Raw genomic sequence first — 14,663 nt, forward strand, 5'->3', positions numbered from 1 at the left:
CGCATGAGTTAGTCGACGTGCGCGAACGAATGCAAACGAGCGGGCATATGTCCGCTCGTTTGCTTTGAGAATTCACGCGTTGACAATCGTGTGGGCAAGCCGACCGCCGTGCTCGTCAAATCGGACACATCTGAGATATCGCGTGGACGGGCGCTGTCGTCGCGGCGCAAAGAAAAACGGCGGCGCCGCGCTCGAAGCGCTGCGCCGCCGCTGTGCCGGTCATCAGACCCGGCGATGCAATCCGCTATTAGAAGATGTTGCGGAAGCCGACAGCGACGCCGGTCTGGTTGTTGCGGCCCGGGAAATCGGCCGTTGCCGAGCCGGTGCCGCGCATGAAGTCGACCGTGCCATACACTTCGGTGCGCTTGGACAGCGAGTACTCGGCCAGCAGGACTGCCGAGTAGCGCACGCCGGTGCTGAGCGTCGCGCCATCTTCATTCAGGCCGTTCTTTGCGTGGTCGTAGTAGTACGCTGCGGTCAGCAGCAGCGGCGAGCTAACCTGCCACGTCGCGCCGGCATAGAGACCGTTGTCGATACGGTTGGTTTTCGTCACGGGCGTCACGAAGTTGATCGCCGCGGGCGAGTTCGCGGCTGCCATGTACTGGTCAACCACGCCCGTATTGTCCTGCCCCCACAGCCAGCCGCCGTACAGGTGGACCGGACCGAGCGCATAGACTGCGCCGAGGTTGGCCACGCGGTACTTGTTGTTGTGTGCGTCGCTATTTTGCTGGTAGCCCGCGAGCAGCGAGACCGGACCGGCTGCGTAGGTGGCCGTGAAGCCGTACATGTTGCTCGCGCCGACGCTGCCCGCCACGCCGCCGAAGCTGTACATGCCTTCGACTTCGAGGCCGCCGAACTTGCCGTCGTACTTGACCGAGTTGTTCTCACGCAGACCGTAACCGAGTGCGCCCGGCAGCCAGCCGTCCTGGTCGAAGTTGCCTACGGTCAGCGGGTCGAAGGTGTTACCCAGTTGATCGAACAGGGGCGTGTTCTGACGGCCCATCGTGACCGTGCCGTACTTGTTGCTCGACAGCCCCACGTACGCCATCCGGTTGAACAGCGTATTCGAGCTGGCCAGTTGGCCGTTCCAGAGGTTGAACCCGTTCTCGAGGCGGAAGACGGCCGAGAGGCCGCCGCCCAGATCCTCGGAGCCCTTCAGGCCCCAGCGGCTGCCGGTGATCGGACCTTGCGTCATCTGCAGCTCGTTGTCGTTGTGCGAGTTGGCGTTCGTGAGGTAGCGGATGCTGGTGTCGACGATGCCGTACAGCGTGACCGAGCTTTGCGCGAAGCTGTGCTGGCAAACCAATGCAAGGGCGAGGCCGCCGACGGCGGATGCGATCTGGGTGTGTCTCACGGTGGAATCCTTTCTTCTGCTGCGTGTTATCAGTGCGTCGGGCCGCCGGGGTGCCGGGGCCCGAATTTTTCTATGCCGAGCCGGTGGATGCCGGTCGGGGGGGCCGATGATAGACGCTCGGTGAAGGGGTGAAAACGCTTGCTGTCGCGCGATTGCAACGGTTGCGCGCGCAATTAACTCCTCGCGTGATTCTTTTTCAGGCTACCCAGCCCGCATACGCCCGGCGGCAAAAGCACAAATGCCGTTTAATGAACGGTCGTGCTTTTCCCTATTTGCCTGCGTGACGGACCTCGCTAGAATCGTTGGCATCTCATCGCGTTCCGTAATACGGAACGACGGCCGGTCGACAGACATCAAGGAGACGAAAGCATGCGGGTCAGGGAAATGTTCGAGCTGGGCGGTCAGGTCGCACTCATCACCGGCGGCTCGCGCGGGCTGGGTCTGCAGATGGCGCAGGCGCTCGGTGAGATGGGCTGCCACGTGGTGATCACGGCGCGCAAGGCCGACGAGCTGGCCGAGGCGGCGGCACATTTGCAGGCGCTCGGCATCAAGGCGACCACGATCGTGAGCGACCTGCAGCGCGCCGAGGCCGTGAAGCCGCTCGTGGACGAGACGCTCGCGGCCGGCGGTCAGATCGACATTCTCGTGAACAATGCGGGCGCCACATGGGGCGCCCCCGCGGAGGACTATCCTGACGAGGCGTGGCACAAGGTCATGAACCTGAACGTGACCGCGCCGTTCTTCCTCGCGCGCGAAGTGGGCAAGCGCAGCATGATCCCGCGCCAGCGCGGCAAGATCATCAACGTGGCTTCCATTGCCGGCCTGAAGGGGTCGCTCGGGCCCATGCAGACCATCGCGTACAACACCTCGAAGGCGGCGGCCATCAACTTCACGCGTGCGCTGGCTGCCGAATGGGGCAAGTACAACATCAACGTGAATGCGATCTGCCCGGGCTTCTTTCCCTCGAAGATGTCGGCGGGCCTGCTCGACAAGCTGGGGCAGGTGGTGATCGACCATACGCCGCTGCAGCGTCTCGGCGACGACGACGATCTCAAGGGCGCCGTGGTGTTTCTCGCGAGTCAGGCCTCGCGGCATATGACGGGCCAGTATCTCGCCGTGGATGGCGGCGCGAGCATCGTCTGATTACGCACGGTACGCGGCGCCAGCCAGCCCTCAGCGAGCGGCTGGTGCCTGCGTTCTTCACAAGTCTTGCCCGACGGAGCCTGCCATGTCCACGTCCGCCCCGACGCTTTCCGCCCATTCGCCGTCATCGCCGCAGCCGGCCTCGCCGCATTGGCCCTCGCATCTTTCCCCGCATCTGAGCATTCCGCAAACGAACCTCTTCTATAACGCAGAGGTCTCGGCGGCACGCTATCCCGACAAGCCGTTCATCGTCTTTTACGACACGCCCGTCACGTTCGCGCAGTTCAAGGACGAGGCCGAGCGCGTAGCCGGCTATCTGCAGCAGGAATGTGGCGTGAAGGCCGGCGACCGCGTGCTGCTCTACATGCAGAACAGCCCGCAGTGGGTCATCGCTTACTACGGCATCCTGCGCGCCAACGCCGTGGTCGTGCCGGTCAATCCGATGAACCTCACCGAGGAACTCGCGCACTACGTGGAAGACAGCGGCGCAACCACGGCCTTCGTCGCGCAGGACCTCTACCCGCGTATTGCGCCGCTCGTGCAGGAAGGCGAGGGCCTGCAGCATCTGCTCGTCGCGACGTATAGCGATTATCTGAAGTGCGAGCCGTTTGCGCCGCCGCCCGAGTTCGTGAGCGCGCCGCGCTCAGTGAGCGGCCCGGGCGTTGCGCACTGGATCGACGTGCTCGAGGCGCGCCGCGTACCCGGTGCGCTAACCGCCGGCCCCGACGACCTCTGCGTGATGCCGTACACCTCGGGCACGACGGGTAAGCCCAAAGGCTGCATGCACACGCATCGCAGTGTGATGGCGACGGCCGTGGGCGGCTGCAACTGGTTCGGAAGTAATCAGGATGCCGTACAACTTTCCGTGCTGCCGCTTTTTCACGTAACCGGCATGCAGGGCGGCATGAACAGCCCGATCTACAACGGCTCGACGGTGGTGCTGCTGCCGCGCTGGGATCGCGACGCCGCGGCGCGTGCGATCGAGCATTACCGCATCAACGGCTGGCAGGCGATTTCGACGATGGTGGTGGACTTCATCTCGAACCCGCGCATTCACGAGTACGACCTGTCGAGCCTCGCCTGGATGCGCGGCGGCGGCGCGACGATGCCCGACGCGGTGGTGAAGAAACTCAAGGATCTCACCGGGCTCGACTTCGTCGAGGGCTACGGCATGTCGGAAACCATGGCGGGCACGCATATCAATCCGCCGCAGCGTCCCAAGCCACAGTGTCTCGGCATTCCGGTATTCGACGTCGACTCGCGTGTGATCGATCCGATCACACTGGAGGAGGTGACGCCCGGCGAATCGGGCGAGCTGATCATGCATGCGCCGCAAGTGATGCAGGGCTACTGGCGCAACCCCAAGGCAACGAGCGAAGCGTTCATCGAACGCGACGGCAAGCGTTTCCTGCGGACGGGCGACCTCGTGAGGCGCGACGAAGAAGGCTACTACTTCATGACCGATCGCCTCAAGCGCATGATCAACGCGTCGGGCTACAAGGTCTGGCCCGCCGAGGTCGAAGCGCTGATGTACCGGCATCCGGCGATCAACGAGGTGTGCATCATCGGTACTCAGGACGCGCGTCGCGGCGAGACTGTGAAGGCCGTGGTCGTGCTCGATCCGAAACAGGTCGGCAGTGTGAACGAAGACGACATCATCGCGTGGGCGCACGACAACATGGCCGCGTACAAGGCGCCGCGCATCGTGCAGTTCGTCGACGCGCTGCCGAAGTCGGGCAGCGGCAAAATTCTGTGGCGCAAGCTCCAGGAAGAAGAGGCCGAGGCGCGCGGCAACGCCTGAGCGCGCAGGCTTACACAGTACTCCTTCGTTTTCCTTCAATATCGAACCCGTCTGGATAGCGCGCTAGTGCGCGCCAATCCAGACGGGTTGCGTCTTTATTGGGCCGCACTGTCGTGCGAACGCCTCAGGCGCCTGCAAGTGCGGGTAAACCGCCTTCGCGCCAATCCTGCTCCATGGCGGCTGCCATCCCCCATTCCTGTGAACCGCGTTGAGCGGGCGTGGTCATCGGCCATTCGCCCGGCGCCTGTGCGTTCTTGCGGGCAAGGATCGCCTCGCACAGGAACTCCATGCTGTACGCCTTCAGCAGATGCGGGTGATTCGTCTCGATATAGGCAGCGACGCGTTCATGTTCGCCGGCGATCGATGCGAGCGAGTAGAGCGTGCGCGCATCCCAGCGAAAACGCAGACCCAGTTCGGCAAATGCCGTATTGAATGCGCACAGCTGCGATTCCAGTTGATGATCGTGGCGGGTGTCCAGGTGGCTCATGGCTGTCTCCTCATGTCGAGTGGCGTGAAGCAAGAGTAGAAGCGCCAATGAATAAACGATAGTTAAAGTTTTTTTCGAAAAATATAAGTAAAGATGAATGGATTGCGGGTAGACCACCAAATCGTGTGAGACATGCACCCGGTACGCGTAAACCCCGCTTAGCCACGAGCGCGTTGCTGATATATTGTATTGGAAATATGAAATTCCCCAGCAGCGCCGGCTAAACAGAACGTTGGAGACAAACGACCGATGTCCGCCGAAAGAGAATTCGTCACCGGGATGCCCCCGGTTACCTTGACGCTGGAGCCGATCAACGCAACCGCTTCGCTGCGCGATCAGGCTTACGCGAAGCTCAAGCAGGCCATTGCCGAAACCGACATCTACCGGTCGCGAGACGAGATCCGGCTAGACGAGAAGGAATTGACCGAGAAGCTCGGCGTGAGCCGAACGCCTGTTCGCGAAGCAATGACGCTGCTGGAACAGGAAGGTTTTCTGCGTACGGTGCCGCGACGCGGTGTTTACATCTTGCGCAAGACGCGCAAGGAAATCGTCGAGATGATCTATATGTGGGCCGCGCTCGAAAGCATCGCCGCGCGCCTCGCCACGCAGCGCGCCTCGGACGATGACATCGCGGGCCTGCGGCGCATGTTCGCGACCTTCGGCGATTCGACGCCCTCGGACCATATAGAGGAGTACTCGGAAGCGAACATCATGTTTCACCAGTCGCTGGTGGAGCTTTCGAAGTCGCCCATCATCGTCGACACCATCAAGAACATCTTCATGCATGTGCGCGCGATCCGGCGCATGACGATCGCGCAGAGCGATCGCGCGTCGCGCTCGATCGTGGAGCACATGCGCATTATCGAAGCGCTCGAGGCGCGCGACACCGAGCGCGTCGAGCTGCTCGTACGGCAGCACTCGATCGAACTCGCGCTGTTCGTGGAAGCCAACTGCGATTTCCTGGACTGAAGCGCTGAGCGCGCCGCGTCGATCCGCTGGTTCATATCGGCTCGACGCATGAGTAAGCAGCATCGATGCGCGGATCGTCTGAATAAGCGCCGCGATGTTGAAAGATAAGTATGGAGTCCGTAACAAATTCGTTGGGGCGTTTGGGCCGATTGTAGGTACTTGCCCATGGTGTGCTGCACCAAAGTTTGCCGCTTTGTGAGCGATCGCATGAGACAACGGCGGTGCAGCGCGGCGCGATGCAGTGCAGCAAACGCGGCATGGGTAAAAAAACGTCTTGACTAATATTGTGTGTGGAATATTGTATATCACGAATCGCACAACGCCCCGCCAAAGAGGAGACGTCATGGCAGAAGCAGGCATCAACGAGGCACAGCAGAACCCTGTGCCGGAAGCGCAGCAAACGACCGATGGCTTTCATCTCGTCATCGACGCGCTGAAACTCAACGATATCGACACGATCTTCGGTCTCGTCGGTATTCCGATTACCGATCTCGCCCGTCTCGCGCAGGCCGAGGGCATGCGCTTCATCGGCTTCCGGCATGAGCAGAACGCCGGCAACGCCGCGGCCGTGGCGGGCTACATGACGAAGAAGCCGGGCATCTGCCTGACCGTTTCCGCGCCGGGCTTCCTCAACGGCCTCACGGCACTGGCGAACGCGACCACGAACTGCTTCCCGATGATCCTCATCAGCGGTTCGAGCGAGCGCGAGATCGTCGACTTGCAGCAGGGCGACTACGAAGAGATGGACCAGCTCAACGCCGCGAAGCCTTATGCCAAGGCGGCGTATCGCGTGCTGCACGCCGAGGACATCGGCGTCGGCGTGGCACGTGCGATTCGCGCGGCCGTCTCCGGCCGCCCCGGTGGCGTGTATCTCGACTTGCCGGCCAAGCTGCTTGCACAGACCATCGACGCGGTGAAGGCTCAGCAGTCGCTCATCAAGGTCGTCGACGCGGCGCCGCGCCAGATTCCCGCACCGGATGCGGTGCAGCGCGCTATCGACGTGCTCAGGAATGCGAAGCGTCCGCTGATCCTGCTCGGCAAGGGCGCGGCCTACGCGCAGGCCGATGCGCAAATCCGCGAACTGGTCGAGAAGAGCGGTATTCCGTATCTGCCGATGTCGATGGCCAAGGGTCTCTTGCCCGACACGCACGAGCAGTCGGCATCGGCCGCGCGCTCGTTCGTGCTGGCCGAGTCGGACGCCGTGGTGCTGATCGGTGCGCGCCTGAACTGGCTGCTCTCGCATGGCAAGGGCAAGACCTGGGGCGCGGCCGCCGGACCGAAGAAGTTCGTACAGGTCGACATCGCCCCGACGGAAATCGACAGCAACGTCGCCATCGAAGCACCGGTGATCGGCGACATCGGTTCATGCGTGGAAGCGCTCGTTGCAGCCCTCGGCAATGACTTCCCGAAGCCACCGGCAGAGTGGCTCGACGCCGTGGCCGATCGCAAGAACAAGAACCTCGAAAAGATGGCCGCGACGCTCGCGAAGAACCCGTCGCCGATGAACTTCCACAGCGCGCTGCGCGCCATCCGCGACGTGCTCAAGACACGCCCCGACATCAACGTGGTCAACGAAGGCGCGAACACGCTCGACTACGCGCGCAGCATCATCGACATGTACCAGCCGCGCAAGCGTTTCGACTCGGGCACGTGGGGGATCATGGGCATCGGCATGGGCTTCGCGATCGGCGCAGCGGTGACGAGCGGCACGCAGGTCGTGGCGATCGAAGGTGACAGCGCGTTCGGCTTCTCGGGAATGGAACTCGAAACGATCTGCCGCTACAACCTGCCGGTCTGCACCATCGTGTTCAACAACAACGGCGTGTATCGCGGCACGGACGTCAACCCGAGCGGGGGCTGTGACGTCGCGCCGACGGTGTTCGTGAAGAACGCGCGCTACGACAAGATGATCGAGGCCTTCGGCGGCATCGGCCATCAGGCGACGACGCCAGAAGAACTGACGAGCGCGCTGCTCGAAGCGATCGCGTCGGGCAAGCCCACGTTGATCAACGCAGTCATCGACGAATCGGCCGGGACCGAAAGCGGCCGGCTCACGAATCTGAATCCGCAAAGCGCGGCCATGAAGAAATAAGCCCCCATAAATCAGGTAGATCAGATCGATCAGGTAGACCAGGAGATACGAGAAATGAGCAAACCCCTCGACGGTATCAAGATCATCGACTTCACGCACGTACAGGCCGGTCCCGCCTGCACGCAGATGCTCGCGTGGTTCGGTGCGGACGTGATCAAGGTGGAGCGCCCCGGCGCCGGCGACGTGACGCGCTCGCAACTGCGCGACATTCCCGAAGTCGATGCGCTGTACTTCACCATGCTCAACAGCAACAAGCGCTCGCTCACGCTCGACACGAAGAAGCCCGAAGGCAAGGAAGTGCTGGAAAAGCTGATTCGCGAATCGGACGTGATGGTCGAAAACTTCGGCCCCGGTGCGCTGGACCGCATGGGCTTCACGTGGGAGCGCATCAAGGAACTCAACCCGAAGATGATCGTTGCTTCGGTGAAGGGTTTCAGCGAAGGCCATCACTACGACGACCTCAAGGTCTATGAGAACGTCGCACAGTGCGCGGGTGGCGCGGCTTCGACCACGGGCTTCTGGGACGGCCCGCCCACGGTGAGCGCCGCTGCGCTCGGCGACAGCAATACGGGCATGCACCTCGCCATCGGCATTCTCACGGCGCTGATCGGCCGGGACAAGACGGGCAAGGGCCAGAAGGTGGCCGTGTCGATGCAGGACAGCGTGGTCAACTTGTGCCGTGTGAAACTGCGCGACCAGCAGCGTCTCGACCGCGTGGGCTTCCTCGAGGAATACCCGCAGTACCCGCACGGCACGTTCAGCGACGTGGTGCCGCGCGGTGGCAACGCAGGCGGTGGCGGCCAGCCGGGCTGGGTTCTGAAGTGCAAGGGCTGGGAAACGGACCCGAATGCGTACATCTACTTCACGGTGCAGGGCCACGCGTGGGAGCCGATCTGCCGTGCTCTGGGCAAACCCGAATGGATCGACGACCCGAACTACGCTACTGCGCAGGCGCGTCAGCCGCATATCTTCGACATCTTCGCAACGATCGAAGCGTGGCTCGCCGACAAGACCAAGTTCGAAGCGGTCGACATCCTGCGCAAGTTCGATATTCCGTGCGCACCGGTGCTCAGCATGAAGGAAATTGCTAATGACCCGTCGCTGCGCGCTAGCGGTACTATCGTCGAAGTGCCGCACAAGGAGCGCGGCTCGTACCTCACGGTGGGCAGCCCGATCAAGTTCTCGGACCTGCAGCCGGAGATCACGGGTTCGCCGCTGCTCGGCGAGCACACCGACCAGGTGCTGGCCGACCTCGGCTACACGGCGCAACAGATCGCGGCGCTGCACGAGGTGCGCGCGGTTTGAGTTCCGCATCGAGTTCCACGAGCTGAATGCAGGAAGCGGGCGCGGCCAACGCCGCGCCCGCGCAGCACCGCAATACCAGACTGGCAGGCAGGACGCCGCGCGGCATGTGCAATGCGTGCCGCGCGGCGACGATAAACGACATCCCCCCACATAGTCATCGCCATGCAATCCGCCATCGATTTCGAGCAGCTCGCAAACGCCATCGGGGACGCCATCGTCATCTCGGACGCAGCCGGCGACATCACATTCTGGAATCCGGCGGCCACGCGCATGTTTGGCTATACCCAAGAAGAAGCGCTCGGCAAGACGCTCGATCTGATCATTCCCGAGCGGCTGCGCGGCCGCCACTGGGAGGGCTATCACAAGACGATGGCGACCGGCCAGACGCGCTATGGCAACGACGTGCTGCGCGTGCCGGCCGTGGACAAGGCGGGTAAGGCACTTTCCATTGCCTTCACCGTGGCGCTGCTGCACTCGCCGCAGGGCGAACTCGACGGCATCGTCGCCGTGATTCGCGACGAGACGGTGCGCTTCCAGGAGGAGCGCGCGCTCAAGAAACGCATCACCGAACTCGAAGCACAGGCACAGCAATCCTGAAACCTCGGGAGCACTTCGATGCACACCGAAAGACTCGGACATTTCGAGGTCGAACTCTCGGCCCGGCAAATGATTCACAACGGCGGCTGGGCCGCGTTCGCCGCGATCCACGCGGTCGAGCCCGCTGCCGACGAACCGGCGGCCGCCGTATTGCCCCGTCAATGGGTGGTCGATGAAACCGTATTCGAAAGCGAGGCGGCTGCGATTGCCGGTGCACGGCAGGCGGCGCTCGCTTTTCTCAAGAGCGGCAATTCGCCCAGCCTGGGCACGTCATAGGGCACAGCCCTCATCGAGCCGCGGCACACAGAATTCCAACATGGGGCCGGACTAAGGCGCGAAAGCGCCAACTCCGGCCGACACAGGAGACGTTTCATGAAGTCGTGGCTACGCTTTCGGCGCGCCAGATGCATTGGCGCGCCGCCGATTCCGTTTGTTCTCGCCGCAGCGCGCACTTTTGTGCAGCAGGGAGGCGCATCATGGCGATGACGATTGCGGTCCCCCGTGAGATACACGAAGGCGAACGACGCGTTGCGGCGACGCCAGAAAGTGTGGCACAACTAATCAAACTGGGCTATGCCGTCGAGGTCGGAACGACGGCCGGCGCCAGTGCCTCCTACCCGGACGACGCTTACCGTGCGGCAGGCGCGCGCGTCGTGGACGATGCGCAGGCGCTCTTGAGCGGCGCGGATATCGTCATCAAGGTGCGTCCGCCTTCGAGCGAAGAAGTGCAGCGTCTCAAGCCCGGCGCGACGCTAATCGGTTTCATCTGGCCCGCGCAAAACGCCGCGCTGCTCGAACAACTCGCGGCGCGCGAGGTCACGGTGCTCGCGATGGACTGCGTACCGCGCATCTCGCGCGCGCAGAAGCTCGACGCATTGAGTTCGATGGCGAACATGGCCGGCTATCGCGCGGTCGTCGAGGCGGCCCAGCATTTTGGCCGCGTTTTCACGGGGCAGATCACGGCGGCCGGCAAGATGCCGCCCGCCAAAGTGCTCGTGATCGGCGCGGGCGTGGCCGGGCTCGCGGCGATCGGCGCCGCGCGCGGTCTTGGCGCCATCGTGCGCGCATTCGATACGCGCCCCGAAGTCGGCCAGCAGGTCGAAAGCATGGGCGCGGAGTTCTTGAGCATCGACATCGAGGAGGAGGGGGGCGGCACGGGCGGGTACGCCAAACAGATGAGCGCGAAGTTCATCGAAGCGGAGATGGCACTTTTCGAGGCCCAGGCGCGCGAGGTCGACATCATCATCACGACGGCGCTCATTCCTGGCAAACCGGCACCGCGCCTCATCGACGCGAAGACGGTGGCGTGCATGCGAGCCGGTAGCGTGATCGTCGACATGGCGGCCGAGCAGGGCGGCAACTGCGAACTCACACGCCCGGGTGAAGTCGCGAATGCGAACGGCGTGACCGTCATTGGTTACACGGATCTGCCGAGCCGCATGGCGAACCAGTCGAGCCAGCTCTACGCGACCAACGTCCGCCATCTGTTGACCGATCTCACGCCCGCGAAAGACGGCGAGTTGAAGCTCGACATGGACGACGTCGTGCAGCGCGGCACCACCGTCATGCAGCGCGGCCAGGTCTGCTGGCCGCCGCCGCCCGTGCAGGTCTCGGCAACGCCGCGAGCGGCTGCACCGGCGAAGCCCGTTGCCGTCGCGAACGCCAACGCGAAAGAGGAAACCGCGCAAGCGGCTCGCCGCAACGGCGTCTGGTCGCTCGCGGTGCTCGTCGTTGCCGCGTTGCTGCTGCTCGCGCTCGGCGCGGTCGCGCCGCCGGCGTTCGTCGCGCACTTCACCGTGTTCGTGCTGGCCGTGTTCGTCGGCTATCAGGTGGTCTGGAACGTCACGCCCTCGTTGCATACGCCGCTCATGAGCGTGACGAATGCGATCAGCGGGATCATCGTGATCGGCGCGTTGCTGCATCCGGGCAACGCCAGCACGATCGTGACCGTGCTGGCGGGCATTGCCCTGGTCGTCGCGACCATCAACATCGCGGGCGGCTTTCTCGTCACCCAGCGCATGTTGAAGATGTTCCAACGGACCTGAGGAGACGTCATGCTCAACGGAATCGGCAACATGGCGTGGCTCGGCGCGGCGACGCTCTTCATCCTCAGCCTGCGCGGGCTGAGTCATCCCGCCAGTGCGCGGCGCGGCAACCTGTATGGCGTGACCGGCATGGTGATCGCTGTGCTCGCCACGCTGCTCGTCACGGGCGGTGAGGGCCTGCAGATCGCGCTCATCGCCGCGCTGGTGGGCGGCGGCCTTGGCGCAATCCTCGCGCGCCGCGTGGAAATGACGCAGATGCCTCAGCTCGTCGCGGTGCTGCACAGCTTCGTCGGCCTTGCGGCCACGCTCATCGCCTTTGCGAACTTTCTCTCGCCAAAGGTCGCAATGAGCGGCGTCGAGCGAGCGATTCACGACACCGAGATCTATGTCGGCGCCTTTATCGGCACCGTCACGTTCAGCGGTTCGATTGTCGCGTTCCTGAAGCTGCAGGGCACGGTGAGCGGCAAGCCGCTCGTGCTGCCCGCGCGGCATCTGCTCAACGCGGTCGTGCTGGGGGCCTGTATCGTGCTCGGCTATCGCTTCGTCAGTGCTCCTGATGGCGGCGACGCGCTCTACGCGCTCATCGTGATGTGCGTGCTGGCGGCGGCGCTCGGCGTGCACCTCGTGATGGCGATCGGCGGCGCGGACATGCCCGTGGTGGTCTCGATGCTCAACAGCTATTCGGGCTGGGCTGCGGCGGCAACGGGCTTCATGCTCGATAACGATCTGCTCGTTACGACAGGGGCGCTGGTTGGATCGAGCGGCGCGATTCTCAGCTACATCATGTGCCGCGCGATGAATCGCAGCTTCGTTTCGGTGATCCTCGGCGGCTTCGGCGCGGTGAGTGCTACGGCAAGCGCGTCCCCGCAAGGCGAAGTCGTGGCGACCAGCGTGGACGAAGTGGGGTCGCTGCTGCGCGATGCGCAGGAGGTCGTGATCGTGCCGGGCTATGGCATGGCTGTCGCGCAGGCGCAAGGCACCATCAGCGAGATCACGCGGCGGCTGCGTGCGCTCGGCATTCGCGTGCGGTTCGGCATTCACCCCGTTGCGGGGCGCTTGCCTGGCCACATGAACGTGCTGCTCGCGGAAGCGAAGGTGCCCTACGACATCGTGCTTGAAATGGATGAAATCAACGAAGACTTCACGAGCACCGACGTCGTGCTCGTGATCGGCGCGAACGATATCGTCAATCCGGGTGCGCAGGAGGATGCGGGCAGCCCGATCGCCGGCATGCCGGTGCTGGAGGTGTGGAAGGCGCGCACCGTGGTCGTCTCCAAGCGCAGCATGGCGACGGGCTATGCGGGCGTGGACAATCCGCTTTTCTATAAGGACAACACACGAATGCTGTTTGGCGATGCGAAGGGCAGCGTCGATGCGCTGCTGCGGCAACTCGAAGCGGCTTGACGTTTGGAGCAAGGCGCGGCGGGCTCACGTCTGCCGCGCTGGCTGTAACGCGGGAAACGGCGGACGCACCGGCGTCGAAGCGATGCAAGACAAGCCCGCGCGCAATCACAACAGATGGAGACAGACAACGTGGCATATACCGATCGTATCGATGGCGGCTACACGGCCCGGCGGCACAACCGCTGGGTGCAACTCGTTGCCGGCATTCTCTGCATGGGGCTCGTCGCGAACCTGCAGTACGCGTGGACGCTCTTCGTCGTGCCGATGGACGCACGGCATCACTGGGGGCAGGCTGCGATCCAGCTCGCCTTTTCGATTTTCATCGTGACGGAAACCTGGCTCGTGCCCGTAGAGGGCTGGCTCGTAGACCGCTTCGGCCCGCGCCCCGTGGTGATGGGCGGAGCGTGCTGCGTGGCGCTCGGCTGGGTGCTCGACGCGTGGGCGCCCGCGCTGCCGGTGCTTTACGTCGCGGCAGTCATCTCGGGTATCGGCGCGGGGTGCGTGTACGGCACGTGCGTCGGCACCGCGCTCAAATGGTTTCCGGACCGGCGCGGTCTCGCCGCCGGCATGACGGCGGCAGGCTTTGGCGCGGGGGCGGCGCTCACGGTCATCCCGATCTCGAACATGATCCAGCAGTCGGGTTATGAGCGCGCATTCGTATTCTTCGGACTCCTGCAGGGTGCCTGCATCATGTTGCTCGCGCTGGTGATGGTTCGGCCGAAGCCTCCCGCTTACGCGGCGGGCATGAAGCGCATCGTGGCGACGAAGACCGACTACACGACGAGGCAAATGGTTCGCGCGCCCGTATTCTGGGTGATGTATGCGATGTTTGTCTGCGTGGCGGCGGGCGGCATTATCGCCACGGCGCAGATTGGCCCGATCGCGAAGAGCTACGGCTTCGCTTCGATGCCGGTCACGCTCGTCGCGGCGACGCTGCCGCTGCTCACCATGACGCTCTCGATCAACAATCTTTGCAACGGCTTTACGCGGCCGCTGTGCGGACTCATTTCGGATCGCATCGGCCGCGAGAATACGATGTTCATCACGTTTCTCGGCGAGGGGCTCGCGCTGCTAGGCTTGCGCGCATTCGGCCACGACCCGTATCTCTTCATGCTGTTCTCGGGGCTCGTGTTCCTGTTCTACGGCGATATCTTTTCGAACTTTCCCGCAACCTGCGCCGATACGTTCGGAGCGAAATATGCGGCCGGCAATGCGGGCACGCTCTATACCGCGAAGGGGACCGCGGCGATGCTCGTGCCTGTCGCCACGCTGCTGGCGATCCAAGGCGGCTGGAACATGGTGTTCGACATGGTCGCCTGCGTGGCGATGATGGCGGGGGTGAGCGCAAAGGTGATCTTGCAGCCCATGCGCCGGCGCTGGATCTTTCAGTCGGGAGAGGAGGCGAGGATTGCCGATTCGGCGTTCGTCCCTTCGCCGCTCGGCTCACATGAGTGAGCGCGCTTGAT

At 63.5% G+C, this 14,663-nt stretch carries 12 protein-coding genes; 10 read left to right on the forward strand and 2 right to left on the reverse strand.

Translation table 11 applies throughout. The features are described 5' to 3' along the window. Window positions 1-247 precede the first annotated feature (247 nt). Window positions 248-1,354: a porin gene (locus E1N52_RS18590; RefSeq protein ID WP_133184218.1), complete on the reverse strand. Its 1,107-nt coding sequence runs from the start codon at window positions 1,352-1,354 to the stop codon at window positions 248-250. A 369-nt stretch (window positions 1,355-1,723) separates the two neighbouring features. Here E1N52_RS18590 and E1N52_RS18595 point away from each other — a divergent pair, with 369 nt between their 5' ends. Both E1N52_RS18595 and E1N52_RS18600 read left to right on the forward strand, forming a co-directional pair. Then, entirely contained in the window at window positions 1,724-2,497 is a 774-nt protein-coding gene (locus E1N52_RS18595; protein WP_133184219.1) for an SDR family oxidoreductase, read from the forward strand. An 85-nt stretch (window positions 2,498-2,582) separates the two neighbouring features. Next, window positions 2,583-4,298: a long-chain fatty acid--CoA ligase gene (locus E1N52_RS18600; RefSeq protein WP_133184220.1), complete on the forward strand. Its 1,716-nt coding sequence runs from the start codon at window positions 2,583-2,585 to the stop codon at window positions 4,296-4,298. A gap of 124 nt (window positions 4,299-4,422) precedes the next feature. On the opposite strand, the gene E1N52_RS18605 is transcribed toward E1N52_RS18600, so the two are convergent. Beyond that, window positions 4,423-4,785, reverse strand: coding sequence for an HAD family hydrolase (locus tag E1N52_RS18605; protein WP_133184221.1), 363 nt, complete (start codon window positions 4,783-4,785; stop codon window positions 4,423-4,425). A 249-nt stretch (window positions 4,786-5,034) separates the two neighbouring features. Between E1N52_RS18605 and E1N52_RS18610 the strand changes: the two genes are divergently transcribed. The 8 genes from E1N52_RS18610 (at window position 5,035) to oxlT (ending at window position 14,652) form a co-directional block, all read left to right on the forward strand. Further along, window positions 5,035-5,754, forward strand: coding sequence for a GntR family transcriptional regulator (locus E1N52_RS18610; RefSeq protein ID WP_133184222.1), 720 nt, complete (start codon window positions 5,035-5,037; stop codon window positions 5,752-5,754). A gap of 343 nt (window positions 5,755-6,097) precedes the next feature. Next, the gene (gene oxc / locus E1N52_RS18615; RefSeq protein ID WP_133184223.1) at window positions 6,098-7,846 is read left to right on the forward strand and encodes an oxalyl-CoA decarboxylase; all 1,749 of its coding nucleotides are present in this window, start codon (window positions 6,098-6,100) and stop codon (window positions 7,844-7,846) included. A 54-nt stretch (window positions 7,847-7,900) separates the two neighbouring features. Beyond that, window positions 7,901-9,151 carry a formyl-CoA transferase gene (gene frc, locus E1N52_RS18620; RefSeq protein WP_133184224.1) on the forward strand — a complete coding sequence of 417 codons (1,251 nt, stop codon included), beginning with the start codon at window positions 7,901-7,903 and terminating at the stop codon, window positions 9,149-9,151. Window positions 9,152-9,313: 162 nt separating this feature from the next. Next, entirely contained in the window at window positions 9,314-9,748 is a 435-nt protein-coding gene (locus E1N52_RS18625) for a PAS domain-containing protein (RefSeq protein WP_133184225.1), read from the forward strand. A gap of 18 nt (window positions 9,749-9,766) precedes the next feature. Then, complete coding sequence (locus E1N52_RS18630) at window positions 9,767-10,024, forward strand: hypothetical protein (protein WP_069267849.1); 258 nt, start codon at window positions 9,767-9,769, stop codon at window positions 10,022-10,024. A gap of 200 nt (window positions 10,025-10,224) precedes the next feature. Next, the gene (locus E1N52_RS18635; protein WP_133184226.1) at window positions 10,225-11,793 is read left to right on the forward strand and encodes a Re/Si-specific NAD(P)(+) transhydrogenase subunit alpha; all 1,569 of its coding nucleotides are present in this window, start codon (window positions 10,225-10,227) and stop codon (window positions 11,791-11,793) included. Window positions 11,794-11,802: 9 nt separating this feature from the next. Further along, window positions 11,803-13,197 carry an NAD(P)(+) transhydrogenase (Re/Si-specific) subunit beta gene (locus tag E1N52_RS18640; RefSeq protein WP_133184227.1) on the forward strand — a complete coding sequence of 465 codons (1,395 nt, stop codon included), beginning with the start codon at window positions 11,803-11,805 and terminating at the stop codon, window positions 13,195-13,197. A gap of 114 nt (window positions 13,198-13,311) precedes the next feature. Next, complete coding sequence (gene oxlT / locus E1N52_RS18645; protein WP_133184228.1) at window positions 13,312-14,652, forward strand: oxalate/formate MFS antiporter; 1,341 nt, start codon at window positions 13,312-13,314, stop codon at window positions 14,650-14,652. Window positions 14,653-14,663 lie beyond the last annotated feature (11 nt).

Source organism: Paraburkholderia guartelaensis (assembly GCF_004353905.1).
GTDB lineage: Bacteria > Pseudomonadota > Gammaproteobacteria > Burkholderiales > Burkholderiaceae > Paraburkholderia > Paraburkholderia guartelaensis.

What these genes read in the sequence shown, in the direction of transcription:
- E1N52_RS18595 (WP_133184219.1), top strand. Translation starts at nt 1,724, where the DNA reads ATGCGGGTCAGGGAAATGTTCGAGCTGGGCGGTCAGGTCGCACTCATC.
- E1N52_RS18600 (WP_133184220.1), top strand. Translation starts at nt 2,583, where the DNA reads ATGTCCACGTCCGCCCCGACGCTTTCCGCCCATTCGCCGTCATCGCCG.
- E1N52_RS18605 (WP_133184221.1), bottom strand. Translation starts at nt 4,785, where the DNA reads ATGAGCCACCTGGACACCCGCCACGATCATCAACTGGAATCGCAGCTG.
- E1N52_RS18610 (WP_133184222.1), top strand. Translation starts at nt 5,035, where the DNA reads ATGTCCGCCGAAAGAGAATTCGTCACCGGGATGCCCCCGGTTACCTTG.
- oxc (WP_133184223.1), top strand. Translation starts at nt 6,098, where the DNA reads ATGGCAGAAGCAGGCATCAACGAGGCACAGCAGAACCCTGTGCCGGAA.
- frc (WP_133184224.1), top strand. Translation starts at nt 7,901, where the DNA reads ATGAGCAAACCCCTCGACGGTATCAAGATCATCGACTTCACGCACGTA.
- E1N52_RS18625 (WP_133184225.1), top strand. Translation starts at nt 9,314, where the DNA reads ATGCAATCCGCCATCGATTTCGAGCAGCTCGCAAACGCCATCGGGGAC.
- E1N52_RS18630 (WP_069267849.1), top strand. Translation starts at nt 9,767, where the DNA reads ATGCACACCGAAAGACTCGGACATTTCGAGGTCGAACTCTCGGCCCGG.
- E1N52_RS18635 (WP_133184226.1), top strand. Translation starts at nt 10,225, where the DNA reads ATGGCGATGACGATTGCGGTCCCCCGTGAGATACACGAAGGCGAACGA.
- E1N52_RS18640 (WP_133184227.1), top strand. Translation starts at nt 11,803, where the DNA reads ATGCTCAACGGAATCGGCAACATGGCGTGGCTCGGCGCGGCGACGCTC.
- oxlT (WP_133184228.1), top strand. Translation starts at nt 13,312, where the DNA reads ATGGAGACAGACAACGTGGCATATACCGATCGTATCGATGGCGGCTAC.